General features: G+C 48.2%; 22 protein-coding genes. 16 read left to right on the top strand and 6 right to left on the bottom strand.

Features of this window, described 5'->3' with window-relative positions; genetic code table 11:
• Positions 1-272: 272 nt before the first annotated feature.
• The 4 genes from ACOQPU_RS02235 to ACOQPU_RS02220 all read right to left on the bottom strand — a co-directional run bounded on the left by ACOQPU_RS02235 (position 273) and on the right by ACOQPU_RS02220 (position 3,723).
• Positions 273-986, bottom strand: a complete 714-nt coding sequence (locus tag ACOQPU_RS02235) for a response regulator transcription factor (RefSeq protein WP_420643504.1) — start codon at positions 984-986, stop codon at positions 273-275.
• 832 nt (positions 987-1,818) lie between these two features.
• On the bottom strand, positions 1,819-2,760 hold the full coding sequence (locus ACOQPU_RS02230) for an SDR family oxidoreductase (RefSeq protein WP_420643503.1): 942 nt from the start codon (positions 2,758-2,760) through the stop codon (positions 1,819-1,821).
• Positions 2,761-2,822: 62 nt separating this feature from the next.
• Complete coding sequence (locus tag ACOQPU_RS02225; protein ID WP_420643502.1) at positions 2,823-3,152, bottom strand: hypothetical protein; 330 nt, start codon at positions 3,150-3,152, stop codon at positions 2,823-2,825.
• A 31-nt stretch (positions 3,153-3,183) separates the two neighbouring features.
• Positions 3,184-3,723 (bottom strand): GbsR/MarR family transcriptional regulator, encoded by a 540-nt coding sequence (locus ACOQPU_RS02220; protein ID WP_420643501.1) that lies wholly within the window; start codon positions 3,721-3,723, stop codon positions 3,184-3,186.
• Between the two features lie 379 nt (positions 3,724-4,102).
• Here ACOQPU_RS02220 and ACOQPU_RS02215 point away from each other — a divergent pair, with 379 nt between their 5' ends.
• From ACOQPU_RS02215 to ACOQPU_RS02190, 6 genes are all read left to right on the top strand, one after another.
• Positions 4,103-5,596, top strand: coding sequence for a sulfatase-like hydrolase/transferase (locus ACOQPU_RS02215; RefSeq protein ID WP_420643500.1), 1,494 nt, complete (start codon positions 4,103-4,105; stop codon positions 5,594-5,596).
• A 10-nt stretch (positions 5,597-5,606) separates the two neighbouring features.
• Entirely contained in the window at positions 5,607-5,864 is a 258-nt protein-coding gene (locus ACOQPU_RS02210; protein WP_420643499.1) for a hypothetical protein, read from the top strand.
• Between the two features lie 91 nt (positions 5,865-5,955).
• Complete coding sequence (locus ACOQPU_RS02205) at positions 5,956-7,134, top strand: isocitrate lyase/phosphoenolpyruvate mutase family protein (protein ID WP_420643498.1); 1,179 nt, start codon at positions 5,956-5,958, stop codon at positions 7,132-7,134.
• Positions 7,131-8,102, top strand: coding sequence for a PEP/pyruvate-binding domain-containing protein (locus tag ACOQPU_RS02200; protein WP_420643497.1), 972 nt, complete (start codon positions 7,131-7,133; stop codon positions 8,100-8,102). Before ACOQPU_RS02205 ends, ACOQPU_RS02200 begins: the two co-directional genes overlap by 4 nt.
• The gene (locus ACOQPU_RS02195; RefSeq protein WP_420643496.1) at positions 8,099-9,913 is read left to right on the top strand and encodes a PEP-utilizing enzyme; all 1,815 of its coding nucleotides are present in this window, start codon (positions 8,099-8,101) and stop codon (positions 9,911-9,913) included. Before ACOQPU_RS02200 ends, ACOQPU_RS02195 begins: the two co-directional genes overlap by 4 nt.
• Before the next feature lie 12 nt (positions 9,914-9,925).
• Positions 9,926-11,080 carry a CDP-glycerol glycerophosphotransferase family protein gene (locus tag ACOQPU_RS02190; protein ID WP_420643495.1) on the top strand — a complete coding sequence of 385 codons (1,155 nt, stop codon included), beginning with the start codon at positions 9,926-9,928 and terminating at the stop codon, positions 11,078-11,080.
• Between the two features lie 54 nt (positions 11,081-11,134).
• Here the strand turns inward: ACOQPU_RS02190 and ACOQPU_RS02185 are convergent, their stop codons facing one another.
• Positions 11,135-11,998, bottom strand: a complete 864-nt coding sequence (locus ACOQPU_RS02185) for a dimethylarginine dimethylaminohydrolase family protein (RefSeq protein ID WP_420643494.1) — start codon at positions 11,996-11,998, stop codon at positions 11,135-11,137.
• Between the two features lie 132 nt (positions 11,999-12,130).
• Here ACOQPU_RS02185 and ACOQPU_RS02180 point away from each other — a divergent pair, with 132 nt between their 5' ends.
• From ACOQPU_RS02180 to ACOQPU_RS02170, 3 genes are all read left to right on the top strand, one after another.
• Positions 12,131-12,535, top strand: coding sequence for a CoA-binding protein (locus ACOQPU_RS02180; protein ID WP_420643493.1), 405 nt, complete (start codon positions 12,131-12,133; stop codon positions 12,533-12,535).
• A 103-nt stretch (positions 12,536-12,638) separates the two neighbouring features.
• Entirely contained in the window at positions 12,639-13,805 is a 1,167-nt protein-coding gene (locus ACOQPU_RS02175; RefSeq protein ID WP_420643492.1) for a sulfotransferase family protein, read from the top strand.
• Positions 13,806-13,940: 135 nt separating this feature from the next.
• Positions 13,941-14,339 (top strand): LiaF transmembrane domain-containing protein, encoded by a 399-nt coding sequence (locus ACOQPU_RS02170; RefSeq protein ID WP_420643491.1) that lies wholly within the window; start codon positions 13,941-13,943, stop codon positions 14,337-14,339.
• Between the two features lie 91 nt (positions 14,340-14,430).
• Here ACOQPU_RS02170 and ACOQPU_RS02165 read toward each other — a convergent pair whose 3' ends face one another.
• Positions 14,431-14,883 (bottom strand): hypothetical protein, encoded by a 453-nt coding sequence (locus ACOQPU_RS02165; protein WP_420643490.1) that lies wholly within the window; start codon positions 14,881-14,883, stop codon positions 14,431-14,433.
• A gap of 136 nt (positions 14,884-15,019) precedes the next feature.
• Between ACOQPU_RS02165 and ACOQPU_RS02160 the strand changes: the two genes are divergently transcribed.
• The 7 genes from ACOQPU_RS02160 (at position 15,020) to ACOQPU_RS02130 (ending at position 25,144) form a co-directional block, all read left to right on the top strand.
• Complete coding sequence (locus ACOQPU_RS02160) at positions 15,020-15,751, top strand: class I SAM-dependent methyltransferase (protein ID WP_420643489.1); 732 nt, start codon at positions 15,020-15,022, stop codon at positions 15,749-15,751.
• Positions 15,752-16,216: 465 nt separating this feature from the next.
• Positions 16,217-17,413, top strand: a complete 1,197-nt coding sequence (locus ACOQPU_RS02155) for a hypothetical protein (RefSeq protein WP_420643488.1) — start codon at positions 16,217-16,219, stop codon at positions 17,411-17,413.
• A 490-nt stretch (positions 17,414-17,903) separates the two neighbouring features.
• A complete protein-coding gene (locus ACOQPU_RS02150; RefSeq protein ID WP_420643487.1) occupies positions 17,904-18,830 on the top strand; it encodes a glycyl-radical enzyme activating protein in 927 nt (308 codons plus the stop codon).
• 133 nt (positions 18,831-18,963) lie between these two features.
• Positions 18,964-21,330 (top strand): trans-4-hydroxy-L-proline dehydratase, encoded by a 2,367-nt coding sequence (gene hypD, locus ACOQPU_RS02145; RefSeq protein WP_420643486.1) that lies wholly within the window; start codon positions 18,964-18,966, stop codon positions 21,328-21,330.
• A gap of 226 nt (positions 21,331-21,556) precedes the next feature.
• Complete coding sequence (locus tag ACOQPU_RS02140) at positions 21,557-22,735, top strand: dsDNA nuclease domain-containing protein (RefSeq protein WP_420643485.1); 1,179 nt, start codon at positions 21,557-21,559, stop codon at positions 22,733-22,735.
• Positions 22,736-22,775: 40 nt separating this feature from the next.
• Complete coding sequence (locus ACOQPU_RS02135) at positions 22,776-23,267, top strand: hypothetical protein (protein WP_420643484.1); 492 nt, start codon at positions 22,776-22,778, stop codon at positions 23,265-23,267.
• Positions 23,264-25,144, top strand: coding sequence for an AAA family ATPase (locus ACOQPU_RS02130; protein WP_420643483.1), 1,881 nt, complete (start codon positions 23,264-23,266; stop codon positions 25,142-25,144). Before ACOQPU_RS02135 ends, ACOQPU_RS02130 begins: the two co-directional genes overlap by 4 nt.
• The last annotated feature ends 2 nt before the right edge of the window (positions 25,145-25,146 follow it).

Below are 25,146 nucleotides of genomic sequence, written 5' to 3'. Positions count from 1 at the left end.
TTGGCTCCCCCGTTGCAAGCAAACTCCTTTTAGGGTCAAAAAAAGGTGAATTAGATTAATTTCGTGCAGGCTAACAAAGCCAAGATTGCTTAATGAACCTGTACGAAAGAAGCCAGCACATTCCGCTAGCGCGGATAGGACATTTCGCCAATGTTGGAAGTTATTGCTTTGTTATAAATTGACAGAGTAGGGAATTAAATTTGAGGTTACCCAATATTGAGCATCAATTTTAGCGGGCACAGCTTTTTGCCAAACACATACGCAGTGAAACCTCAGCATGGCTCCTTGACAGTAGCAAATACACCTTGATACCCAATACCATAAACCGTGCGAAGATAGCGCGGATTACTGGGATCGATCTCTATTTTATGCCGTAACCGGGAAATATAGACATGTACAGAACTAGGACTATACAAATTTGCTGGCCCCCAAACAGCCTCCAATATTTGTTTGGTTGTCACTGTTCGCTCTTTATTCCGGAAAAGAAACGACAACATTTTTTGTTCAATTTTGGACAAATTAATTGGTTCATTATCCACAAGAAATTTGCGGTTCTGTAAATCAATTAGTAAATGGTCGTCACAATATGTCGCTTGAAAGGATAGTTCCTGAGCTTTATCTGACTGGCGCAAGGCAGCACGCACCCGGGCAACAAGGATTTTATTGTGAAATGGCTTAAACATGTAATCAACAGCACCGCCATCTAGGCCACGCGTAACGAGGTTTGTTTCTTCTGGGAGAGCAGTCAAGACAATAATGGGAATAGCTGTTACTTGCTGCATTTGCTCCAATGTTTCCCACCCATCCATTTTGGGCATCATAATATCTAAAATGACAAGATCAGGTTTATGCGTCCACAACTGGCTTAATCCCTCAGTCCCGTCACGAGCAATACATACTTTGGCCCCAGCATGAGTCAGGATATCTTTTATGAGGTGTCTAGTTGACGAATCATCATCGATAACCAATATCTTCTTGCCTTCCATTTTTCCCTCGATTTTTTAACGCAACAAAATCTAGTTTCAAAAAGATTTATTCGGATAGTTTAAAGCTTATGTGGGTTCTCATTGGCACTGTCGCATTTGCAATATGGATCAACAGGTTTGGGACATAAAGACACCTATAGTATAGGACTTACGCATTCGCCCTAACCAGACTACAAAAGTCTGGGTTTAATGGTGTTAATTCCAGAGAGAACAAGACTTTTGTAGTCTTTACTGCGTAAGTCCTGTAGTAAAAAATGGTCGCAAATCGTTCTTGCTTTGTTTGGTAAAAGCCAAGACCTCTAACCTGCGGTAGCTAATAGTTTCAACTCTATTTATTTGGCATGAATGATAGGTATAAAATAAAACGGACTTTACTAACGACAGAGAATGCTATATTACTCCAGAGTAAGGCGAATTTCAAATGGAAGAGCATGCATATTCAGTACCAGGCCTGAGGGAGTTTTCAAAATAGCTTCCTGGACAACAAGTGACCCATCTTCCCTTTCGGGGGCTTCTTGTCGCTTATTCCGCGAAGCGTAAGTGTCTATAGGCAGTTTACACCTGCCTATCGGGAACAGATGAAATTGGCTCGGATTACTTTATAGGACTTACGCATTCGCTATCATTAGACTACAAAAGTCTTGGGTCTATTGATGTAAATTTCAGAGAGAGGAAGACTTTTGTAGTCTTCGTTGCGTAAGTCCTGACTTTATAATGGTCGTATCCCGGTGGCAAGCAGGTAGTGATCAATTTAATCTAACAGGCAGCAGCTGGTAGGCTAGGAGATGTCTTGGAATTGGCCTACCGACAATGATTTACTGTTTTAAGCAAATCAATTTGAGGCATAGGCAACCTGGCGATTGCGACGGCGAGCCAGTTCGCTGGTGTACTTTTTGCCGAGCGTATCGGCATGTTTGGTGGCCCACTCCGTGAGCCGGGTTTTGCCCGTTGGCGGGGTTTGTACATGGAGCAAATCGGCCATTAAACCATCAATTTCTTCCCGGGTAACAAGTACATCCCCAACAATTTTGCCTACAATCTGGCTCATAACAAAGCCCAATGCTGGTGGTATGGAGAGAATCGGCCGTTTCTTGCCTATAATCGTCCCGACAGTCTGAACTAATTCTCGATAGGTAAAGGTTTCTGGCCCGATAGCGTTGATGATCTCATTGCGAGCGTGTTCACCTGCGGCGACAGCTAGCTGCGCCAGATCGTCTACGTAGATGGGTTGGATATGGTAACGGCCGTCGCCAAACACCCCAAAAACCGGAAACTTGCGGAGCATCCAGGCAATGTTGTTGATCAAAATATCTTCTTTGCCAAAAAGCACTGTTGGCCGAAGAATCGAATAAGGTATTCCTGATGCTTTCAAGCCGTTCTCCAGCACTGCCTTGCCCTGGAAATATTCCAATGGCGAATTTTCGTCGGGATTGGTGATGCTCACATGCACAATTCGGGAAACGCCCGCCCTTTTGGCCGCTTCAAAAAGCGTCAGCGTATTTTGCACTGCGTCTGCATGGCGAAACAGCTTGTGATTAAAGCGCACCCAATACGTGTTGTACAGTACATCAACGCCTTGTAAGGTCTCAGCCAATGCAGCTGGATTATCAAAGTTGAAGGGATACGCCTTTACGCGATTGCCAAAAGGGTTTTCGCGCTGCAATGAATTTGTGAGGGTAGTGACCCGATGCCCTTTTGCCAAGAGGCGATGAGCAATGTATTTACCAGAATAACCAAATGCGCCAGTAACGGCATGAAGCTGTTGCGTTGTCATGACGAAATCCTTTAATGAATAGATCGCAGGTCAGGAAAACCCCTAATCACCAATCCTGAATCTTAGTTTGTGGTTCTACCTGCAAATATTGGCGAGAGAACGCCAGCCAGGCCAATGGCCATGATAAACCAGCCCAATAATCCTGCTTCAATGTAGTCTTGTGGGAAGCTAAAATCGGTCGCAACACCGAACTTGAGCAAACCTTGCCAGCTAGACAGCAGCGTGAAAAGCGTTAGTCCAGTCATCACAAAGATAAATGATTTGGCAATATACACTCGCAATTGGTGACGCTTATCCCTTTCTTGCCTATTTTCTTGGCTAGAAAACGACAGTTTGATAAAGAAAGGAAGGAAAATCAGGCTGCTTAAAAACAAATAAACGCCAAAAATCATGAGCTTTGCTCCTTGTCATGCCCAAAGTGGATTACTTGCTGCCCAAGCTGCCAAATAGTTTTTGGACGGTGCTAGCACGAAGCTCATCCAGGGCAATAATGGCAGCTACTAAATTGTCCAGGCTGTTGAAAAATTGCTGCATGTTTTGCATACGTGTTTGGTAGAAGACGGCCGTTTCCACATCATCCCCTTCCAGTTCGGCCTCGGCCACAAAGGTGAGGCTCTCACCCACTGTCCGCAGGGCTAAATCAAACTCGCTTTGTTCACGCTCCCGCAAAACGCTGCGTACAATCTTCCAAAAATCCGTTTCGGCCGTGTAATAATCTTTACGGTCGCCAAGCTGAACCTTTTTGTGAACCATGTTCAGCCGCTCCAGCATCCGCACGTTGGTGCTTACGGAGCCTTTGGTAACGCCAACCTGCGCCACAATCTCATCCAGCGAAAGCGGCCCCGGCGACAAATAAATCGCCCCATAAATCGCCCCCATTGCTTTGGGAAAACCCCCAAAATGGCTAATGCGACTGAGTCCTTGAATAAAATGTTGGCGGGCTTCATCAAGCTGCGAATTCATAGGATATCCTCGTAAATCTATGCATTAATCCGAACGTTTAGTATAAACTAAACGTAGTGTACGAAAAACATGCCCCAATGTCAACTAGCAAGCTGAAAACGAAAATGAACTACCCCGCCGCAAACGGACGGAGTATCCCTAAAGAATCTTATCCTATCGCCGCAAAGCGGCGGGGTATTCGACCCACTAGGGAATAAATTGGGCCCAATCGGGCTAAGCAGATACAACGGCCGTTCTGGTGATGCTACTTTTGGCCTGTGTGGCGGCAGATGAGAGTGGCGAAACGGCCGTTTTTGTTTCTCGGCCTTTAGCTAAACTGTAACTTTGGTTCGTAAAATGGGACTATTGCCGCCGGATTTTGTTTGGGTTGGAGGAACCCATGAAAAAGTCCTTTACCTTCCATCCTATTTTATTTGCTATATTTCCCGCCTTGTCAATTGTGGCCGACCATATTGATTTTTTAACCATCAATGAAACCGTGCTAATAATGATGGGGGGAACCGTTATCCTTGCTAGCATCGCGCTGCTATTTTTTCGGTGGCTATGGCATGATAATGACAAAGCGGCCGTATTTGTCTCCCTCTCGCTGCTACTTTTCTTTTCCTATGGCCACATTTTCGACTATATGACCAAAACCCTGGCCATCAACCAGATTCAACATCGGCATCTGGCCGCGGTCTGGTTGGTTCTTTACCTGCTGCTGTTTTTCATCCTGTGGCGTACCAAAAAAAGTCTGGCTCTCTTGAGCAAATGGCTAACTCTTACCGGAACAATACTGGTGCTTTTCTCATTATTGCCAATCATTTTTCAGCGAGCAAATGAAGCGCAAGCATGGCGAGGCAACATAGAGCTAACCAGCAATCAAGCACCCAACCAGCCGCCCGACATCTATTACATCATTTTAGACGCATATGCCCACCCAGAGACATTGCAAACTTTTTATGGCTTTGATAATCAACCATTTTTGCAAGGGCTAACCGAACGAGGCTTTTATGTAGCTGAAAATAGCCATAGCAATTACGCACTTACCTCACTTTCTTTATCTTCCTCATTGAACATGAGCTACGTGAATGAAATTAGCAATCTGGCTGGAGAAGACAGCGTTTCTATTGCGCTGCCCATGCAAATGATTGAAGACAACAACGTTGTCACATTTTTACAATCACAAGGTTACAACTTTGTTTTTATGGGGTCGGGTTATGGGGTTAGCCAGGCAAATCGTTACGCTACCAGAGACGTGCGCTGTGGCCTAGTTGACGAAACAGGCGGCCGTTTTATTGCCACTTCTTTACTCCGTGCGCCTGCAGACCGCTTCCGCCTGGTTGAGCAAGATGACCGCCAGAGGCGACTCTGTATGTTTGCCGAGTTAGCCAGGATGCCACGCCAAATTGAGAGCCCAACTTTTGTTTTTGCCCATGTTCCCTCACCGCATTGGCCGTTTTTATTTGATGAAGAGGGAAATCCGGTTGTCATGGAAAATCTTAGCCAGGCCGAGTTGAAGCAAGGTTACTTAAACCAGCTCATTTTTTTGAACGGCCGTATGACCCAAATCGTAGACAGCATCCTGAAACATTCGGATCAAGAGCCAATAATAATCATCCAGTCTGACCATGGCCCCGCCTTTGAAACGAGCATGGATACGCCCTCAATTACACTTTATCAGGAACGAATGCGCATTTTGAACGCTTATTACCTGCCAGCAGGCAGTGACGTACCCTTGTACGACACGATTTCACCAATCAACAGCTTTCGCGTTTTGTTTAATCACTTTTTTGCTACCGAACTGCCCTTGCTAGAAGACCGCAGCTATTTTTCAAATTATGAATCCCCCTACAAATTTACGGATGTAACTGATCAGCTACATTCAAATTGAGAGGCTATCCATGGTCAACATCATCAAAACCGCCGTTTTCAATATTTTTAGAGCAACTTTGCTAACGAAAATTGGTGCTGCCTATTTGGAACCTGGCAGCACCAGCTTCTTACTCAAAATCATAATTTCAGGGTTGGTTGGTATTGTGATCTTTTTTCGCCAAATCTGGAGCTACATCCGGCTTTTGTGGGACAAAATCAGAGGTAAGAAGAAAGAAGTTTCGGTTACGGCCGTTGCCAACACCCTTCCTCCAAAAGAGCAGCAATAAACTCGTGTCAATTAACCCACAGTCAAAGCCCGAAGCAGCAGCTCAAAGAGCTTGAGACCTATCTCCAAACTCTCTGAGGCTATAAAAAACTATGAAAACTGTCTTTGTGGCCATGAGTGCCGACATTTTCCACACCGGCCATCTCAATATTATCAAGGTCGCCCGCGAATTGGGCGAAGTCATTGTGGGCTTGGGCACAGACGAGGTGAATGCCAAGCATAAACAGATGGCCTTTATGAGCTACGAGCAGCGCAAGGCGATCTTAGAAAATATTAAAGGTGTCGCCCGGGTAATTCCCCAACCGTCGCTCGATTTGGTACCTAATTTGCGGATGCTAAAGCCAGACTATGTGGTACATGGTGATGATTGGAAAAGCGGTATTTTACGCCAGACACGCCAGGGAGTGATTGAAGTATTAAAGGAGTGGGGTGGCCAGTTGGTGGAGCCACCCTACACGCCCGGCATTTCCTCAACAGATTTACGCACGGCCGTACAAACAGCCAACAGTTCTCCAGCCGGACGACAGCGTCATTTTCGGCGTTTGTTGCAGTTACGGCCGTTTTTGCGCCTGATCGCTGTTCACAATGGCCTGAGTGCCGCTGTGGCCGAACAAGCAACCGCCAACGAGGGAAACAAACAGCCGCAGTTTGACGCCCTTTGGCTCAGTTTGGCGGCAGAGGTACAATGGCGCGGTCTGCCCAACAGCGAATGCTTGGGATTCTCAGCCCGCTTGCTTACCATCCAAGACATTTTAGCCTGCACTAGCAAACCATTATTGGTAGAGTTAAATATTAGCCAACCACTCCAACAGTTGACCTATGCGCTGGGTGTCTTGGAGAGGCTAGGCATTGCCGGAGCAATTTTGTCTGGTTCGGCCGCAAGCACAGACTTTTTGGCAGCCATTCAACAAGCCAAGTTAACCCAAACCAGTTATGATTTTGCCATCATTCCCAACCTAACTTTAGTTGAAGTGGCTTCACCAAACGGTAAAGAAGACAGTCTGAAACTGGTTGAAGCAGGTGCAGATGCTCTCATGTTGCAGGGAAGCGATCTGGTAGCGTTGGAAACCTTTGCCCAATATTGGCAGCAGAACGCGCCTTTTGTGCCTTTAATGATGAGAAGTTCGGCCACAGAACCACTAAATACGGCCGTTCTGGCAAAACTCGGCTTACGTGGGATTCTCTACGCCGATCATTTGTTACAAGCCGCCCATGACGCAATGCGGGAAACGGCCGTTTCCCTCCTAAATCAGTCAAGTGACAATCAGTGAATGCAGAAATAGTTTGGTTGACTTCCCATAAAGCGGTTGAAGCCGTCCCGGTAGGCGGCAAAGGCCAGGGCTTGTTAAATCTGGCTAAAATTGGGCTGCCCATTCCCCCAGGCTTTATCATTCCATCAGCCTTCTTTCCGCCAACGACAATAGACCAGATAAAAGAACAGCTCAACGGTTCAACCGGTAATCAAGTCAATTGGCAGCCCATCGAAGCCGCTTACCAGCAGCTACAACAAAAAAATCCGGCTGTAGCCGTTCGCTCCAGTGCCCTGGCCGAAGATGGCCCACAGCACAGCTTTGCTGGGCTACATGACACCTTCCTCTGGGTTTCCGGTATCTCTAACCTTTTGCCTAAGATTACCGCTTGTTGGGCCAGTTTATTTAGCAAACGGGCGCAGGCGTACCGTTTGGAAAGGCAGATAACGGCCGTGCCCCAGATGGCCGTCATTGTGCAGCAGATGGTTCCGGCTCAAAGTTCGGGCGTGATGATGACCCTCAACCCTAGCAACGGCGATCGCTCTAAAATTGTGATCGAAGCTACCTGGGGCTTAGGCCAACCCTTGGTCGAGGGGGCAATTACCCCCGACCGCTTTCTGCTAGACAAAGTAACTGGCCAACTCATCAGCTCTGAGATTGCCAGTAAAATGACTGAGTTGCGGCCGACCCATTCACCACCCCCCACCGTAGCCAACCAGCCAGTACCCCCAGAAAAACAAACCGTCCCCAGTTTAACAGACGATCAGCTCAATCAGTTATGGATTTACGGCCGTCAGCTAGAAACCACCGTTGGCACACCCCAAGACATCGAATTTGCCCTAGCCGATGACAAGATTTACCTACTGCAATCTCGCCCCGAAACTTATTGGCAGCAGCAGCCGCAACAACCAGTCAACTTGCCCACTAAACCCATCGATCAAATCGTGGCCACCCTGGCCAACTTTGGCCAAAAAGGAGGAAAAAGATGAAGGAATTTCCCAGTCCGTTTGAGGTAGAAACACCGCCCGGTGCCGAAGGTTGGCAAGAGATGTACAGTTGGTACCATCTCTTTGGCACCGAACGCCAGGAACAGGATGAACAACGCTTTTGGTTCCAGGATCGCCTGCACCATCCGACTGCCCTCTACCCTTATGATGAGATATTTAGCGAATGTTGGTGGCACGCCCTAGGCGTCTTCAATACCCGCATCTTTGCCCTGCCGCCTGCGTTTGGCGTGGATCAGCGGGTTATCAATGGCTATCTCTATGCCTCCCCCATTCCCGTGCCCGATCCCGCCGAAATTCCTAAACGGGCTGAAATTTACCAAAAACGAGCTGGCTACTACTATCAAAATTGGAACGAAATCTACGAGCAGTGGAAGGTAAAAACCACCGGCCGTTTTGAAGAACTCAAAGCCATTACCTTTAAGCCCTTGCCTGGTTTAGAAGATGAACAGATCGTCTTCTCCCGCGCTGGCGTCTCCTCCGGGCACAAAATGATGGAACAGTTCAACCGCATGATCAACATCATGTACGAAACCTTCCAATGGCATTTTGAACTGCTCAACATCGGCTACGCTGCCTACCTCACCTTTTTCAGCTTTTGCCGCGAAGCCTTCCCGCAAATATCTGACCAATCTATCTCGCTCATGGTGGGCGGCATGAACATCGACGTTTATCGCCCTGATGACGAGCTAAAACGACTGGCTAAAAAAGCAGAAGCCCAACAAATTGGCGATTTATTGCTTGAGGGAACCGACGCGGAGGCAATTTTTACTGTTCTAGAAACTACAACCGCCGGTAAGGAGTGGTTAGCAGATTGGCAGGAAACGGCCGATCCCTGGTTCCGCGTAGCTACCGACCCTGGCCATCCTGGTGGCTACCACACCTATAAAACCTGGCTAGAAGACCCCGGCATCCCCCTAGCCTACGTTAAAAACTACATCCAACAGCTCCGGCGCGGCGAAACAATTGAACGGCCGACAGAGAAAATCTTAGCCGAACGAGACCGGATAACGACCGAATACCGCCGTCTGCTCGCTCCCGAAGACCAACCAGGCTTTGACAACATGGTCAACCTGGCGCGCCTTGTCTTTGTTTACATCGAAGAGCATATGCTTTACATTGATCATTGGCTCTGGTCAACCTTCTGGCAAAAATCACGCCAATTGGCACAGGTTTTTGTGCAAATGAACTACTTCCAGGATGATGAAGATATGTTTTTCCTGCGTCGCCATGAGGTGATGGAAGCCCTTTATGATTTAGTAGCCGGTTGGTCAGTAGGCAGCCAGTCGCGTGGCTGGGGCTATTGGCAACCGATTATTGCCGAGCGGCGGCAAATTTACGGTGTGCTCAGCCAATGGGAAGCACCACCTGCCCTCGGTAATCCACCTGAAGAAGTCACCGAACCTTTCACCGTCATGCTGTGGGGCATTACCACAGACAAGGTCAAAGAGTGGTTACAAGATGAAACCGGCAGCAACATTCTCAAAGGCATTCCAGGCTCGCCGGGCGTTGTTGAAGGCAAAGCCAGGGTCATTGCCGATGTTTCTGAGCTGGATCGGGTGCAGGCAGGGGACATCTTGGTTTGCCCCTCCACCTCCCCATCCTGGTCGCCAGTTTTTGGCCACATTGCCGCCACCGTTTCTGATGCGGGTGGCATTATGAGCCACACGGCCATTGTTTGCCGCGAATACGGTTTGCCAGCCGTGGTGGGCATTGGCAATGGCGTGGCCACCATACAAACTGGCCAACGGTTGCGTGTGGACGGCAACCAAGGCACAGTCGAAATCTTAAGATAGTTAGGAAGCTCAATGCGCCCTTCCCTTTCCTTTTGGCAGCAGCTTTCCTTGCTATGGCGGGAAATCAAGGAGGTTTTTCGCTTTTGGCGAACGCCACCTGAGCAAAAGCAAATCGTTTTTTACGCTGCCCAGGCACAATATATTTCCTACTTTGAGGGCATTCTAAACCAGCTTGCGGCCAAAGGTGCCGCTGTCTGCTACCTAACTGCCGATTTTGATGACCCAATTCTGACAACGACGAAGCAGGGTCTTTTGCCCTTTTACCTGAATCACACCTATCCTTTTGTTGCCCCTTTCATTAAGACAAAGGTGATGGTGTATACCATGCCTGACCTCAATCTTTTTCACATCAGGCGTTCAATCTTTAACCCCCATCACGTCTTTATCTTTCACTCCTTGTGCAGCGCCCACATGGGCCTGCGGGCCAATGCCCTGGCCCACTTTGACGCTGTGTTTTGCAATGGCCCGTACCATGTGGATGAAATCAGAAAGTTAGAAGCCATCTATGAACAAAAACCCAAAACTTTGGTGGAGGTGGGCTACTATCGCCTGGAAAAAATTGCCAAAGCTCACCAAGAGCATCGGGCAAGCAAACCAGAAAAGCCAAAACCCCTGGTGCTAATCGCGCCAAGCTGGCAGCTAAACAATATTCTGGAGGCTTGTGGGCAAGAACTGGTAGCGGCTCTTTTGCAGGGAGAATTTGAGGTGGTTTTTCGGCCGCATCCGATGACGATTTATAAAAAGCCAGAGCTGCTGCGCGAGTTACGGAAACAGTTTGGGAACAATGACAACTTTCGCCTGGATACAAAAACGGTGTCTGAAAAGTATCTACATGAAGCTGACGTGATGATTTGTGATTGGTCGGGCGTGGCGATGGAGTACGCTTTGGGGACGGAACGCCCCGTTTTATTTATTGACTTGCCGCCCAAAGTGCATAATCCAGAATTTGAGCGCGTTGGTTTAGAACCTTTGGAATCTTCAATCCGGCAGCAGATTGGTAAGGTAATTGCCCCGGAACAGGTTGGCCAAGCAACGGCCGTTGTGCAAGAATTTCTAGCCGAAAGGAAAAAGTATGAGGCAGCAATCACCCGCGCCCGTGCAGAAAACATTTTTCATTTTGGTGACTCGCCAAGGGTCAGCGCGGACTATATTTTGAGCCAGCTGTAAACCCTCCCATATTTGCTGCCTGAATTTATACATTTCTCTATCCGCTTTCAGCGGCTAGCTTCTTAAAATTGGCCGGGTGAGACAGGTAGCACCACCTTCGGCTTTGAGCGAGATTTCGTCGCCGCGATAGGTTTGCACGCGGCAGCCCGCTGCTTCCAGCCGCCGCTGAGTGATGGGGTTGCGTTCCAGCATCACGCAATTCCCCGGCGACAGCGCCAGCACGTTTGGCCCCATCGTTAGAAACTCATCGTCCGGCACTTCAATTAGTCGGAAGCCTCGCGCTTTGAGCAGTTGGTAAAACGGGACAGGCATTAGTGGCAAATACACAACCGCTACATCCACATCCACCACGCTGATGAACGACATTAAATGCAAGCAGGCGGCTTCCCCTCCGTAATACGGCAGCGGCACGGGGATTATTTCCATATCGGCAGGGATGGCTTGGCGCAGTTGGGCCAGCCCAGCGGCGTTGGTGCGGAAGCCCTGCCCCACCGCCAGTGTTTTTTCATCCAGCCAAAGCAAATCGCCGCCCTCAGCACGGGCTTCGCCGTGTAGCTGGTAATGGATGGGAATGCCGAGTTTTTGGTAAACGGCCGTACTCGCCCCCTCTTCCCCCTGCCTCAACGCCTTCCCCATCTGCAAAATAATCGCCCCATCGTTGGTTACGATACTGGGGTCATGCACAAAAATGGCATCGGCATGGTCGGGCAGATCATCATCGTGGTACACCACCTCGATTCCCTCTGCTCGCAGCAGGTTCACAAAAGCGTCATGTTCATTTTGCGCTTCTGTGAGGGACGGCCGTTCCGTATAATGCCACTTCTCTGGGTCTGCGTTACCAAAAGCGTGGGACGGCCGTTTCACCAACACCGTCTGCAAAGGGGCAATCATGCTCTGGCTGCCGTAAATTTTCGTCAAGATTCACCTCGTTGAAGAAGTAATTTGTAACCAAAACTTCATTATGCCATGAGATAGCTGGATGCGGTAGCCAGACGGCCGTTTCCAGGCTATCCTTACAAAATCAACAATCAACCAAGTTGGGAGCATCTAATGAACCAGCAGCAAACGCAAGAAAAAATCATGAGCGAAGCCAAAACGATTGCCGTAGTTGGTTTCTCATCCAAGCCAGCCAAAGCAGGTTACTATGTGTCGGCTTACCTACAAAAACACGGCTACCGCATCATTCCGGTAAATCCATTTTTAACCGAGGGGCTGGGCGAAACGGCCGTACCTACCCTCTCTGCCATTGATGAACCCGTAGACCTGGTACTCATCTTCCAGCGCAGCGAAAACGTGCCGCCGTTTGTGGATGAAGCAATTGAAATTGGGGCCAAATCGGTTTGGATGCAGCTTGGTATTGCCAACGAAACGGCCGCTGCCAAAGCACGTGCGGCTGGCCTGGACGTAGTGCAAGACGCCTGCATGTTAGTAGAGCATCGGCGCTGGGCAGTTTAAGGTCAGCCGTTAGAATTTTGCGCCACAATATAGGGCAATTACCAATCAGATGAGTAACGCTGGTAGCTTTTATGTAAAGCTGCCAACTTTTTTATGAACTGCCATGCAAAAATTGTTACGAAAATTTGTCACCAACGCCCGCATTCTCAACATCAACCAAAAAGTCCGCAAAAACCCCACTGGTTTTGTTAGCCTCCGTGATTTTGATGTGACCCCAGGCGACACCGTATCTCTCAAAACCATCACCCGAAATCCTAACATCAGCTTGTATGCGCTGAATCATTTCGCTCAGGAAGCCATTTTTGTAGAAACGCCTTCTGATGTTGATTTGTCTGAACGGCCGTTTCTCTACCAAGCCCAATACGATGAAGCGATCCGGCTCTACAGCATGAGCTACAAAAGCCTGTTTAAGCTGGCCGAGATGGTGCGTCAGCCCAACAAGCAGCTCATCCTCATTCACTCCGTGGGCCGATGCGGTTCCACCCTGCTAAACGCCGTCTTCAATAACCTGCCTGACGTCCTCAGCCTGAGTGAACCCGAAGCGTTTACTGAAATTGTAAAGCGGCGCAAGCCAGACGGCCGTAACGATGATAAAATGGCCCGACTGCTGGATGCCATCATTCAGGTGCAGTGCCATCCCACTGACCAGGTTGCCCCCAAAATGTATGCCATCAAATTCCGCAGCTTCTCCACAGTGATGATCGATCTCCTGCACAGAGTTGCCCCCCAATCCAAGCACATCTTCCTCTACCGCAACGCCGAAGACCGCGCCCGCTCCATCGCACGCGCCTTTAGAACAGTGGAAGCGGGCAACGAGGTGCTAGACCCCGCCAATTTGCGCGTCCGCACCCAATTTGTGCCGCTACTCAGCCAATACGCCGATCGCGCCACCAGCGGAGAGTTATCAAAAGTGGAATTTTCGATGCTGGCGTGGCTGTCTGGGATGCAAAAATATTTGGAGATGGACGCAGCAGGCGTACCCATGTGCGCCGTGCGCTACGAGGATATGATTGCCGAACCGCAGCATATCGTGAAAACATTGTTTGAATATTGCGGCTTGCCCACCACGCCAGAACGCCTCGCGCTGGGCGTGAAAGCATTCGAGCGAGATTCGCAGCAAGGCTCCAGCCTGGCCCGCACCAATCTAAAGCAAGACGCGCAAAATCGCCTCACAGATGCGCATCTGGCAGAAATCCGCCAACTGCTGGCCGAACACCCTACCATCAAAAAGGCCGATTTCATCGTCCCCGGCACCATCCAACCCAACTGATTTTTTTGCCATAGAGAACTCAGAGATTGAAGAGGTATATCTCTTTTTCCTCTGTGTTCTCTGTGGCCAATCTTCATTCTGAAACTTTGCCTCGTTACCTCCGTATAGAGGGTGTCATAATTTGGAGGTAATAAAATGTCTGACACAATTGAAAGTTTGAAAGAAGCTGAAAAAGAATCACTGAATCACGACGAATCATCTCGGCGGGTTACGCACAAAAGCAGCAACACCACTTGGGGCATCGTTCTCATCGGGTTGGGCATTTTCTTCTTGGTGAGTCGCACAGGTGGATTTTTCATTCATAATTGGTGGGCACTCTTTATTTTGATTCCCGCCTTCCACAATTTGAATGAAGCATGGCAAAGTTACCAGAATAACGGCCGTCTCACTCGCCACGCCCGCCATTCCCTGATGGGTGGCATGCTCATTGGCATGGTTGCCGTCTTCTTCCTCTTTAGCCTAAGTTGGAACCTATTCTGGCCCCTGGTCCTGATTATTTTAGGAGTTGGCGCACTGCTGAACAGCCGTTCATAATATTGTTTTTCCGCCTCAAAACCCTCTTCAGGAGCCGGTGGGAGGGTGACGTGGGATAATCGCAACCTGCCGATTGTTCCATCTCACCCCCTCACCGGCTCATAATTTTCGCAACGCCCCCAGCCAAAAGCCTGGCCAGCAACACACTCAACAAGCCAGCCATCCCATACCAAAGCGCCACAACAAACGCATCCACCGCCAGCAACGCCACCACGCCAACGTTGAGCACAACAGCTACCTGAGCCGCCGCCCGATAATCAAACATGGCCCATTCCGTTCTGGCAAACCGCAGCCGCACAATCCCGACCAGCAGAAAAATCAGAAAAATGACGAAGAAAAGATGCCAAGCAATTCCCCGCCAATTTAGATAAAGAAAGCCATCGCGCATAGCCTGGCTCACCCCAAGCACAACTGGCAAAGGATCGGCTAACTCACGCCCCAAATTGTAATCCTGCCCTAAAAATGAGATTGGAAGTCCCAAAATCCCCACAATCAAGCCAATCTGGTTGGATGTATCACGTAGCCACTGTTTTAGCTGGTTCATTCTGCCAAAATAGCACAAAATTGGGGAAAGATTCGTGGGATAGATTACCAGAGGCAGTGGTTAGTGGCTGGTTGCTAGTTGTTTGAACTATTCACTAACAACTAGCAACTAGCAACTAGCAGAAGGATTCCTCCTAATGAAATCAAAGGCATTTCACCAAAAATCAACAGTCGCGCAAATTCGGCAGCGGTTTGATGCGGATGTGGAGCGATTTTCTAATTTGCAAACCGGGCAATCTTCCACGGTGGACGCGCCGCTGGCAATGGAACTCATCACCAGCGCAGCGACGGTAACAAATCCGCAAGCCACCCACTTTTTAGACGTGGGCTGCGGCGCGGGCAACTACAGCCTCAAGCTGCTAGAAAAGCTGCCAAACCTGGACGTGACGCTCATCGACCTCAGCCTGCCGATGCTGGATCGGGCCAGAGAGCGGGTGCAGGCGGTGACCAACGGCCGTATCCACACCCACCAGTCAGACATCCGCGAGCTAGAACTGGGGGAAGGTCAGTTTGACATCATCATGGCGGCGGCGGTGCTGCATCATTTGCGGGAGGAAGCGGAGTGGACGGCCGTTTTCCAAAAGTTCCATCGTGCGCTCAAACCGGGCGGCTCCATCTGGATTTCTGATTTGGTGACGCACACGACGGAGGCAATTGAGCAGATGATGGTGGAACGATACGGCCGTTACCTCACTGAACTAAAAGACGAAGCATACCGCGACCACGTCTTCGCTTACATTGCCGCCGAGGATTCCCCCCGCCCCCTACTCTTCCAAATTGATTTACTGCGCCAGGTGGGCTTCATCCAAGCCGAAATTTTGCATAAAAACAGCGTCTTTGCCGCCTTTGGGGCAGTGAAGCCAAGGTGATTGTTGGAAACGGCCGTTTACAACCAGATACGGTCTTGCCAGCCAAAACATCATCAAGCCCAAAAAGGACGAAGCGGGATACCTACCACAGCCATCAGGAAGACTCACTTGTCGGAAAGGTGCTTGATATTTTTGGGCACACTAATTTCTTGAGGAACGTGATAGGTTGGTTTATACTGCCACCATACAATAATGAATGCCCTTCAAGTAATCGTGTCTTTCAGCAATTGATCCGTACAAGGTGGAATATACTGCCAATTGTTCAGCCCAATACCCTATTTCTCAGGATATGCCAACTGCTACGCCGCAATTTCGCCTAAGTCAGGGGTTTAAGCCGAAAGGCATTCAGCATAATTAATAGTTGGGGCAGCTCATGTAAAAATTACACAAAATTAACCTAAAACTCAAAGTAAGCAAGCGAAACCACAATTTAAGCAAGTAAACAATAATATGGGAGAATACTAAATGTCTGTAATGAATCGAATAGTGTTTCTGATAATAATCGCAGTTTCCACAGCTGCATGTGGGGGTACAGGCGGTGGGGAAAGCTCTGTTGCAGAAGTGTCTCCTACTTCAACTCCGACAACGGTAGCCAACCCTTTTGTACCTCAAGGTGAATCAATAACCCGACCCCTCAGAAATTCTACGGAAGTTGTTAGAAACTGCCAAGAAGACAATCCAACCATTTATAAAGAACCTTCAAGAAGTGTTTCGACTAGTCACAGCGTTGAGTGGAGTGTGGGAGGAGAAACAGGGGTTGGTGTTAGTGTTGGCCCAGAGGCATGGGGAAGCTCAGTAAATGTTGAAGCATCAATTTCAGCAACTTATGGACAATCATCTTCTCAGACGACTGAGCAAGGTAATGGATGGTCTTTACCCGCACGTGCTGGGACTATTATGACCTATGAATTAGCTTGGACCGAAGAATGGCAACCAGGTTACATTGAAGTTGTTTTTCCAGATCAAAACATTGTTAAGGTTGATGTCCTAATTCGCACAGGTTTAAATAGCCAAATTATTAATGAACAACCACAATCTTGTGACGCAGCTGATTCAATAGAGCCAGTAAGCGATTCATCAGAGAACATTGTTCCACTTCATATTCCACCGCGAAATTTACTTCCACTAAATAGTGATTTAAGGGATGTTTATATATTAGATGAAACCGAAGAAACTACAAATGAAGTGTTAGCACAATATTTTGATGATCAAGTCGAAAGCTTTCAGCAACTCATAGAATTGGGGCGAGTAGGGGGGCATTATCTCATTTTTATTCATGAGGATGATTGCGAATATGTTGAAGGTGTGCGTTCAGCCCTTTTTAGTATTCACACATTTGAATCTTATGATGGAGCGCGTCAATATTTTGATTGGAGCCTAAAAACCGTGAAGGAATCTGATTCTTTCATAAACATTGAATCTAGTAGTGAGTTCGGAGAAGGTGCTTCAATAGTTTGGTACGAGTTTGAAAGTGAATGTGAAACAGAGACACCAGAAATTCTCACGCAAATAGCAGTCCGTTTTTATAGAAAAAATGTCGTAGCAATCGTTATGCATACAGTTGTAAAGGACTCAATGGATGATGAAGCGATTTTGGACTCGATATCATTTTTTACAGAAAAAATCGAATTGCGTATAGAAGCTGAAGCAGCAAATAGATGAACTACACCGCATTGTCAAGACCACGAACCGGTCAATGCGAAAGCAGGTGTGGCATTTGGTTCAACAAACCTCAATCCCCTTTCCAAAGCAGCATTTGTTTGGTGTGTCAGGCGCGTTCTTTGCCTGAAATACACTACACAATAGCCGCTTTGGAAAGTAAAGTCGGGAATTCGCAAAGAGGCGGCGTTTAAACATTGCGACTTGCTGAGGCATGATATTATGCATACGGGACACACTTTTTAGCTGCGGTCGGCGTCTCACCGTACCGCTTATTTCTCACGTTCTAACTTTTGAATTTTAGCAGGATACAAAAGTAGCGCGGTAAGGACACCGGCCACAGCCACAGCAAACGGCAGTTAACCCCTAACCATTTACAATTCACCATTAACCATTCCAAAACATGATCATCGTCACCTGACAGCGAGCCGCGCCACCGCGTAAAATAATGAAGCATCACTTTATCGCATCGTGGGAACAAGGTGCTGCTGCCATGCAAAATCCGACAAAAATCGCCGCAACGGGCATCGTGTTTGATACCAAACGATTCTCGATTCATGATGGGCCAGGCATTCGCACAACCATCTTCCTCAAAGGGTGCCCGCTCCGCTGTTTGTGGTGCCATAACCCCGAAAGCCAATCCCCCAAGCCAGAAATTATGCTGCGCGAAAATCGCTGCATCGGCTGTCTAGCCTGCATCGCTGAATGCGCCCACCATGCAATTTCCGTCGGCCAGACGCATGTCATCACCGATTTGGCGGCGTGCATCCAATGTGGCAACTGCACCCACGTCTGCTTTGCAGAAGCGCGGGAATTGATTGGCGAAACGATGAGCGTCCAGCAGGTGATGGCAATCATCGAGCGGGACGTGAGTTTTTATGATGAATCTGGGGGCGGCGTCACCTTTTCTGGTGGGGAACCGTTGCTGCAACATCAATTTGTGGGGGAACTGCTGGCCGAATGCCGGGCGCGTGAGATTCATACGGCCGTTGACACCTCCGGCGCGGTCTCGTGGCAAATCTTGGATCGCATTCGTGAACACGTAAACTTATTCCTCTACGATGTGAAGCTGATGGACGACGCCCGCCATCAGCAGGTTACGGGCGTTTCCAACAAGCTGATTTTGCAAAATATCCAAGCACTTTCCGCCCACGGCCACGCCATTTACCTGCGTCTGGCCATCATTCCCGGCATCAATGATGATGAGGCGAATTTGCGAGAAACGGCCGTATTCGCCGCCGCCCTCCCCCATCTTGAACAACTTTCGCTGCTGCCGTACCACGGAACGGCCGTAGACAAATACCAACGCATCAACAAACCATACCAGTTAGCCCACATCCAAACCCCCACCGACGCCCGCCTGGCTGAAATTGCCCACCTTTTTGAATCGTATGGCCTGAACGTAAAAATCAGAAGCTAAATGAAAAGCACCCCCCTCCCTAACCCTCCCCCAACAAGGGAGGGAATCAGATTCCCCCTCCCTGCGGGAGGGGGTTAGGGGGAGGGTGAAGCGTTACAATGAAAATTCATAATTGTCTTCGGAGGAAAACCTGATGACCATTTCCCAGCGTGTCACCTGCCTGCGCCAACAAAGCTTGGACGCCGTCCCCACCATTTCCACAGAACGTGCCGAACTGATGACTGCCTTTTACAAACAAAATTTAGGCATGATTTCTGAACCGGTGCGCCGCGCCAAAGCACTTGCTTATTTGCTCACCCACAAAACCATCTACATCGGCGAAGGGGAGCTGATTGTGGGTGAAAAAGGAACGGCCCCCAAAGCCACCCCCACCTTCCCCGAACTTTGCTGCCACACCCTGCAAGATTTAGAGATTCTCAACGCGCGGGAAAAAATCCCGTTTGCCGTGCGTCCCGAGGCAAAAGAGGTGTACGCCGACGAAATCATCCCATTTTGGCAAGGCAACTCGATGCGCGACCTCATTTTGCAGGAGATGACCCCGGAATGGCACGACGCCTACGAAGCGGGCATCTTCACCGAGTTCATGGAGCAGCGGTCGCCGGGCCACACCGTGCTGGACGACAAAATCTACCACAAAGGGTTCCGGGATTTTCAGGCTGAGATTCAAACTGCGTTAGACAAGCTCGACTTCATGAACGACCCGGAAGCGTACAGCAAGCAAGAGCAGCTCAAAGCGATGCAGATCGCCGCCGAGGCGCTCATTTTGTTTGCCCAACGCCACGCTGACGAGGCGCGCCGTCAAGCAAAATTGGCGTGTAACCCCAACCGCCGCGCCGAGTTAGAGCAAATCGCCGACATCTGTGACCGTGTGCCAGCCGAAAAGCCGCGCACCTTTCGGGAAGCGTTACAATATTACTGGTTTGTCCATCTCGGCGTCACGGCGGAGCTAAATCCGTGGGATGCGTTTAATCCGGGCCGCCTGGATCAACATCTGTTTCCATTTTACAAACGAGAGTTGGCCGCCGGAACCCTCACCCGAGACCAGGCCGAAGAGCTGCTGCACTGCCTCTGGATCAAGTTCAACAACCAGCCCGCGCCACCCAAAGTGGGCGTGACCGCCGCCGAGAGCGGCACCTACACCGATTTTGCCCAAATCAACACCGGCGGCGTCAAGCCAGATGGCTCCGACGCGGTGAACGACGTCACCTACCTGCTGCTCGACGTCATCGAGGATATGCGACTGCTGCAGCCAAGTTCATCAGTGCAGCTGAGCAAAAAGAATCCGGATCGCTTCATGAAGCGGGCGGCAAAAATTATTCGCACCGGCTTTGGCCAGCCGTCCATTTTCAATACGGATGTGGTGGTGCAAGAGATGGTGCGCCAGGGCAAAACGCTCGAAGATGCGCGGAACGGCGGCACCAGCGGCTGCGTAGAAACGGGCGCGTTTGGCAAAGAAAATTACAGCCTGACGGGTTACTTCAACATGCCCAAGGTGATGGAAATTACGCTAAACAATGGGTTCGATCCCCGCACAAAGAAGCAAATTGGCCTGAAAACGGGCGATCCCACCACGTTTACCACGTTTGACCAATTTTTTGCCGCGTATCGCCAGCAGTTGAACCATTTTGTAGACATCAAAATGCGTGGTAATCATGTGATTGAGCGGCTGTATGCGACCTATCTTCCGGTGCCGTTTTTGTCGCTGCTGATTGATGATTGCATTGCCAAGGGGAAGGATTACAACGCAGGTGGGGCGCGGTACAACACCAGCTATATTCAGGGCGTGGGGCTGGGGTCGATTACGGACAGCATGACGGCCGTTAAGCACCACATCTTTGACCACAAAACAATCACGATGGCGGAACTGCTGGCTGCGCTGCAGGCGGATTTTGCGGGGCACGAGCGGCTGCGGCTGATGTTGGTGAACAAAACGCCCAAGTTTGGCAATGATGATGATGCGGCGGACGATGTGATGCGCGAACTGTTTGAGGTGTATTTTGAGGCGATAGACGGCCGTTCCAACAACAAGGGCGGCACGTATCGGATCAATTTGCTGCCAACGACGGTGCATGTCTACTTTGGTTCGGTGATTGGGGCGCTGCCAGACGGCCGTTTTGCCCACAAACCACTCTCAGAAGGGATTTCACCGGTGCAAGGAGCAGACAGGAAGGGGCCAACGGCCGTACTCAACTCCGCTGCCAAGATGGACCACACCCGCACGGGCGGCACGCTGCTGAATCAAAAGTTTACGCCCCAGCTATTGCAGGATGAGGATGGCTTAAACAAGATGGTGCAGCTGGTGCGCACCTATTTCAAGCTAGACGGCCATCACATTCAGTTCAACGTGGTGGACGCCGCCACCCTGCGCAAAGCACAACAAGAGCCAGAAGCATACCGCGATCTCATCGTGCGCGTGGCGGGCTACAGCGACTACTTCTGCGACCTTAGCGAAGCATTACAGCAAGAAATCATCGAGCGCACAGAACATCAATCATTTTAATTTAGGATGCTTTGTTTTGAAGGCCACAGGTGGCTTTTGAAAAACTCAAAAGGTTAGTTTATACTGTCTGCATTCATAATTGAATGCCTATTCAATCAGGAGTGCCTTTCGCCAATTGACGTAAAATAACGATTTTTTTGCCAGCCTTGCAACCTAAACCCGCAATTTTATAATTTGTCAACATAGAAATTATTTTCACCAATACAGAATATCAGGAATTTTTTAGATGGACGACATCGAACTAACTTCTACACAACCTCCTGATGACACAGGAACTGATACGCTTAGGAGATACAAGTATCAGGCAGCTCTTGCGTTTCGTTATTGTCTTGATTGTGTTCTCGATGATGGGGTTCAGTGCGTGATCATGGAACATTTTGAAGATTTCATTGTGCAATTCGATGATCGGTGGGACTTCATTCAGGTCAAAACGAGAAATCCAAATTTAGGAGCTTGGACGCTTTCTAGTGCTGCTAGTGGACTAAAAAGTCTATATCGTACTTATGAGGCGTTAAAAGAAATCAAATCATTGGGCGCATTTCGCTTGGCCTTAATGCTTGAGGGAGCTGTTAAATCAGGGGATTTGCTAGAAGAATTCGTTGCGCAATCGAATGACAAATCCAAGGAAGTTATTGAAAAAACAAGCAGGATACTTGACATAAACGAAGACGAAGCAAGAGATTTTGTTGCATTTGTTTTGGTTATGCCGCAGTCAACAAACAGACAATCAATTCACCACGTGAACAAAGGGCTGCTCAATATTGTGGCTCCTGATATGAATGGTCGCGAAGTTGCCGCAATTTATAACCGCACCTTAGATGAAATTCTTGCTGCGATGTCAGCAGATCGACTTAGACAAGGCGTTTACGAATTCCTTGAGCGACCTGAATCAATTACACCAGAAGTTGCTGCCCAAATTCATGCGAAGCGACTAGATAGCCTCCGATTAAATAGCTATATGGGGAGCATTACAAGCTCTAGTTCTCCATTGTTACGGAGCTTTACCGATGATGGAGAGGACTCCTTAAGTGCTTTAGTAAAAAAACTTGTAGCAGCTCGAGCGACTGAGAACATTGTAAAGCGTGCGAAAATGTTGCGCGCTAACGCATCACATAGACAGATGGAGCTAGCCGCAAGTAACATCTATTGGGACTTTGAGCAACGACTGGAGGATGTTTGTGAAAGAATAGGCACGCTCAATGATACCGTGGTTGCATTACACGCAGACAAAGATCGTCCTGGTGTTGAAGCATGGAACGATATGTTGAACAGATTAATGAACTCTTCAATAGCTCAAAGTGTTGACCCAAATAAAGTTTTCCTACAGGATGCATATCTGTTAATGGGCTTAAATTGTGAAATTGCTGATCAGTGTTTCACAGACTGGGGGGTGCATATTGCGTAGGGAATTATTTCAACCCACGAGTGAAAGTGAGGCCAGAATCTTGCTGCTAATTAATGGATTTACAACAAAATCTGCAAGCCTTGATGGTAGGACAAAGTTGGCCAAGCTAGATTTTCTTTTGCGTTACCCTAAATACATGTCTCGTTTACTAGAAATCCGTTCTAAAGAACGTAAGAATTCGTTGACTTTAGAAGATTTTTCTGTCAAGCCCGAAGAAGAAACGAATATAGAAAACAAAATGGTACGATACAAATTTGGACCCTGGGATCCATCTTATTTTGCTGTTATTGGTCGATTAGTGGGTAAAGGTTTAGTTGAACCAGTAGCGGCAAAAAGAGGTGTTGGCTATCGTGCTACATTATTAGGAAATGAACTCGCTGAACAACTGGCAAAGACTGATGCTTGGGCAGCAGAAGCTAACAGAATCAAGCTGTTGAAGAAATACCTCAATTTAACAGGGAATAAACTTAAAGAGTTGATTTATGAGCATATCCCCGAGGTTTCACTTGCAAAGTGGGGAACAAGGTTATGAGAATCAAGATTAACTCTATTCAACTGGTTGGTGCAAAACGTGTTGTTCCATTTGAGGCTGGTCTAAATGTTATAACAGGCCCAATTACCACTGGAAAATCAGTGCTTATGCGTTGTTTACGTGGCCTATTAGGCAGTGGACTAAAGGGTTTTCCTAGAGAAATAAGGAATAATGTATCTCACTTATCTGGAGAAATCATTATTGGATCGGATTCATATCGAATCGTACGCCCATTTGTCACAACTGAAAATGCCCGAGTGGAAATTGCAGGAAACAATTTTGCTGAAAGATTACCTGCAATGAAACCAACACGAACTGCAGATTACACATATGGAACTTGGTTACTCGATGCGATGGGTTTACCAACTTTGCGAGTACCCAAGGCGCCTACAAAACCTGATTCTGAATTGTCCCCATTAAGTATCAATGATTTCATGATGTATTGTACCCTTGAGCAAGACGAAATTGACAAAAGTGTGTTTGGACATGACAACACTCACAAAAACATCAAGAGGCAGTATGTTTTTGACGTTGTCTATGGCAATTACGATCTCGATGTAACTATCCTGCAGAGCAAATTGCGTGACGCTTACCGACATTTGCATCGATACGAAAATCAGACCGAAACGATTGAAGAATTACTAGAGGACACACCATTTTCAAACCGAGCAAAAATCGAATTGCAAATCAATGAGTATGAAACGGAGCTAAGGCAACTTGAATCAAGCGAGGTTCAGCTTGCTTCTAGGGCAACCGCTAAAAGTGGCACTGAAGAAATTCGGAGTAAAATCAGAGTGCTGGAAGCGGATTTATCAAAGCTTCAGACATCACTTGTTGCAGAGGAAAACGGGCGTGAACAAATGCGCACCTTATTGGGTCAGCTACATATCCAAGCGAATCGACTGACGCGCTCCATTGTTGCAGAAACCTACCTTCTAGATTTCGATTTTGTTGTATGTCCTAGATGCGGTACTGGTGTTTCATCCGACCGAACTTTAGATGATCACTGCTACCTTTGCTTACAAACACCAACGCCCCAACTAGGGAAAAAGGAATTTGTTCAAGAACATGCCCGAATTGAACGACAAATCGATGAGACTGAGGATATTATTGATTTTCATTCTCATAACATTGAACAAATTTCTGAGTCAATAAAGCTGATCAATCCCGAGCTTGTAAGTCTTCATGCTGAATTAGATCACAAAACAGAAAGCTTTGTTTCAGCACAAGCGGAAGAACTGAGGTCGGTCGCGTCACGTAGAGCCAAGCTGATTGAGAGTTTGAAGAACCTGCGAAGTTACTTAGGACTCTTTGAAAAACAGGGAGAGGCGATAAATAAAATCAAGCAACTTCAAGGCGAGATCGTTGATCTTGAAGCACAAATCGATGCTTCACTGAGCAGTGCGAGCCAGACAGCTAGTTACTTTAATTATCTTGACGAGCAATTCGCAAAAATTCTGGATAAGTTTCGCGTGCCGCAGTTTCACAATCCTGGCATCACCGGAATCAATCGGAGAAGCTATTTGCCCATTGTTCAAGGACGGCCGTTTAGTGAGTTCTCGTCTCCTGGACTGCGAGTCATGGTGAATGTCGCTCATGCACTAGCTCACCAGCTAACAGCGATTCATTTTGACTTGATTCTTCCCAACCTTCTGCTTATTGATGGGTTATCAGGCAACATGGGATATAAAGACTTAGATGCGACCAGAATCCAAGCGATTTACGATTACTTGGAATTAGTGGCTGACAACTATAAAGACCGATTGCAGATAATTGTTTCAGATAATTCCATACCTGATAGTGTATCGAAATACATTCGTCTTGAACTATCAGAGGAAGGTAAATTAATTCCGGCAGATGTCCTAAACAACGGATAGCA

It is taken from the genome of Candidatus Leptofilum sp. (assembly GCF_965223285.1).
Lineage (GTDB): Bacteria > Chloroflexota > Anaerolineae > Promineifilales > Promineifilaceae > Leptofilum.
The sequence above is the reverse complement of the archived record's forward strand: the minus strand, read 5'-3'. Positions and strand labels throughout refer to the sequence as shown.

Bases quoted from the DNA above. Each gene is read 5' to 3' on its own strand.
- ACOQPU_RS02155 (WP_420643488.1), top strand. From the start codon at position 16,217: ATGTCTGTAATGAATCGAATAGTGTTTCTGATAATAATCGCAGTTTCC.
- ACOQPU_RS02225 (WP_420643502.1), bottom strand. From the start codon at position 3,152: ATGATTTTTGGCGTTTATTTGTTTTTAAGCAGCCTGATTTTCCTTCCT.
- ACOQPU_RS02130 (WP_420643483.1), top strand. From the start codon at position 23,264: ATGAGAATCAAGATTAACTCTATTCAACTGGTTGGTGCAAAACGTGTT.
- ACOQPU_RS02190 (WP_420643495.1), top strand. From the start codon at position 9,926: ATGCGCCCTTCCCTTTCCTTTTGGCAGCAGCTTTCCTTGCTATGGCGG.
- ACOQPU_RS02215 (WP_420643500.1), top strand. From the start codon at position 4,103: ATGAAAAAGTCCTTTACCTTCCATCCTATTTTATTTGCTATATTTCCC.
- ACOQPU_RS02180 (WP_420643493.1), top strand. From the start codon at position 12,131: ATGAACCAGCAGCAAACGCAAGAAAAAATCATGAGCGAAGCCAAAACG.
- hypD (WP_420643486.1), top strand. From the start codon at position 18,964: ATGACCATTTCCCAGCGTGTCACCTGCCTGCGCCAACAAAGCTTGGAC.
- ACOQPU_RS02230 (WP_420643503.1), bottom strand. From the start codon at position 2,760: ATGACAACGCAACAGCTTCATGCCGTTACTGGCGCATTTGGTTATTCT.
- ACOQPU_RS02175 (WP_420643492.1), top strand. From the start codon at position 12,639: ATGCAAAAATTGTTACGAAAATTTGTCACCAACGCCCGCATTCTCAAC.
- ACOQPU_RS02160 (WP_420643489.1), top strand. From the start codon at position 15,020: ATGAAATCAAAGGCATTTCACCAAAAATCAACAGTCGCGCAAATTCGG.
- ACOQPU_RS02210 (WP_420643499.1), top strand. From the start codon at position 5,607: ATGGTCAACATCATCAAAACCGCCGTTTTCAATATTTTTAGAGCAACT.
- ACOQPU_RS02140 (WP_420643485.1), top strand. From the start codon at position 21,557: ATGGACGACATCGAACTAACTTCTACACAACCTCCTGATGACACAGGA.
- ACOQPU_RS02195 (WP_420643496.1), top strand. From the start codon at position 8,099: ATGAAGGAATTTCCCAGTCCGTTTGAGGTAGAAACACCGCCCGGTGCC.
- ACOQPU_RS02150 (WP_420643487.1), top strand. From the start codon at position 17,904: ATGCAAAATCCGACAAAAATCGCCGCAACGGGCATCGTGTTTGATACC.
- ACOQPU_RS02235 (WP_420643504.1), bottom strand. From the start codon at position 986: ATGGAAGGCAAGAAGATATTGGTTATCGATGATGATTCGTCAACTAGA.
- ACOQPU_RS02220 (WP_420643501.1), bottom strand. From the start codon at position 3,723: ATGAATTCGCAGCTTGATGAAGCCCGCCAACATTTTATTCAAGGACTC.
- ACOQPU_RS02170 (WP_420643491.1), top strand. From the start codon at position 13,941: ATGTCTGACACAATTGAAAGTTTGAAAGAAGCTGAAAAAGAATCACTG.
- ACOQPU_RS02205 (WP_420643498.1), top strand. From the start codon at position 5,956: ATGAAAACTGTCTTTGTGGCCATGAGTGCCGACATTTTCCACACCGGC.
- ACOQPU_RS02165 (WP_420643490.1), bottom strand. From the start codon at position 14,883: ATGAACCAGCTAAAACAGTGGCTACGTGATACATCCAACCAGATTGGC.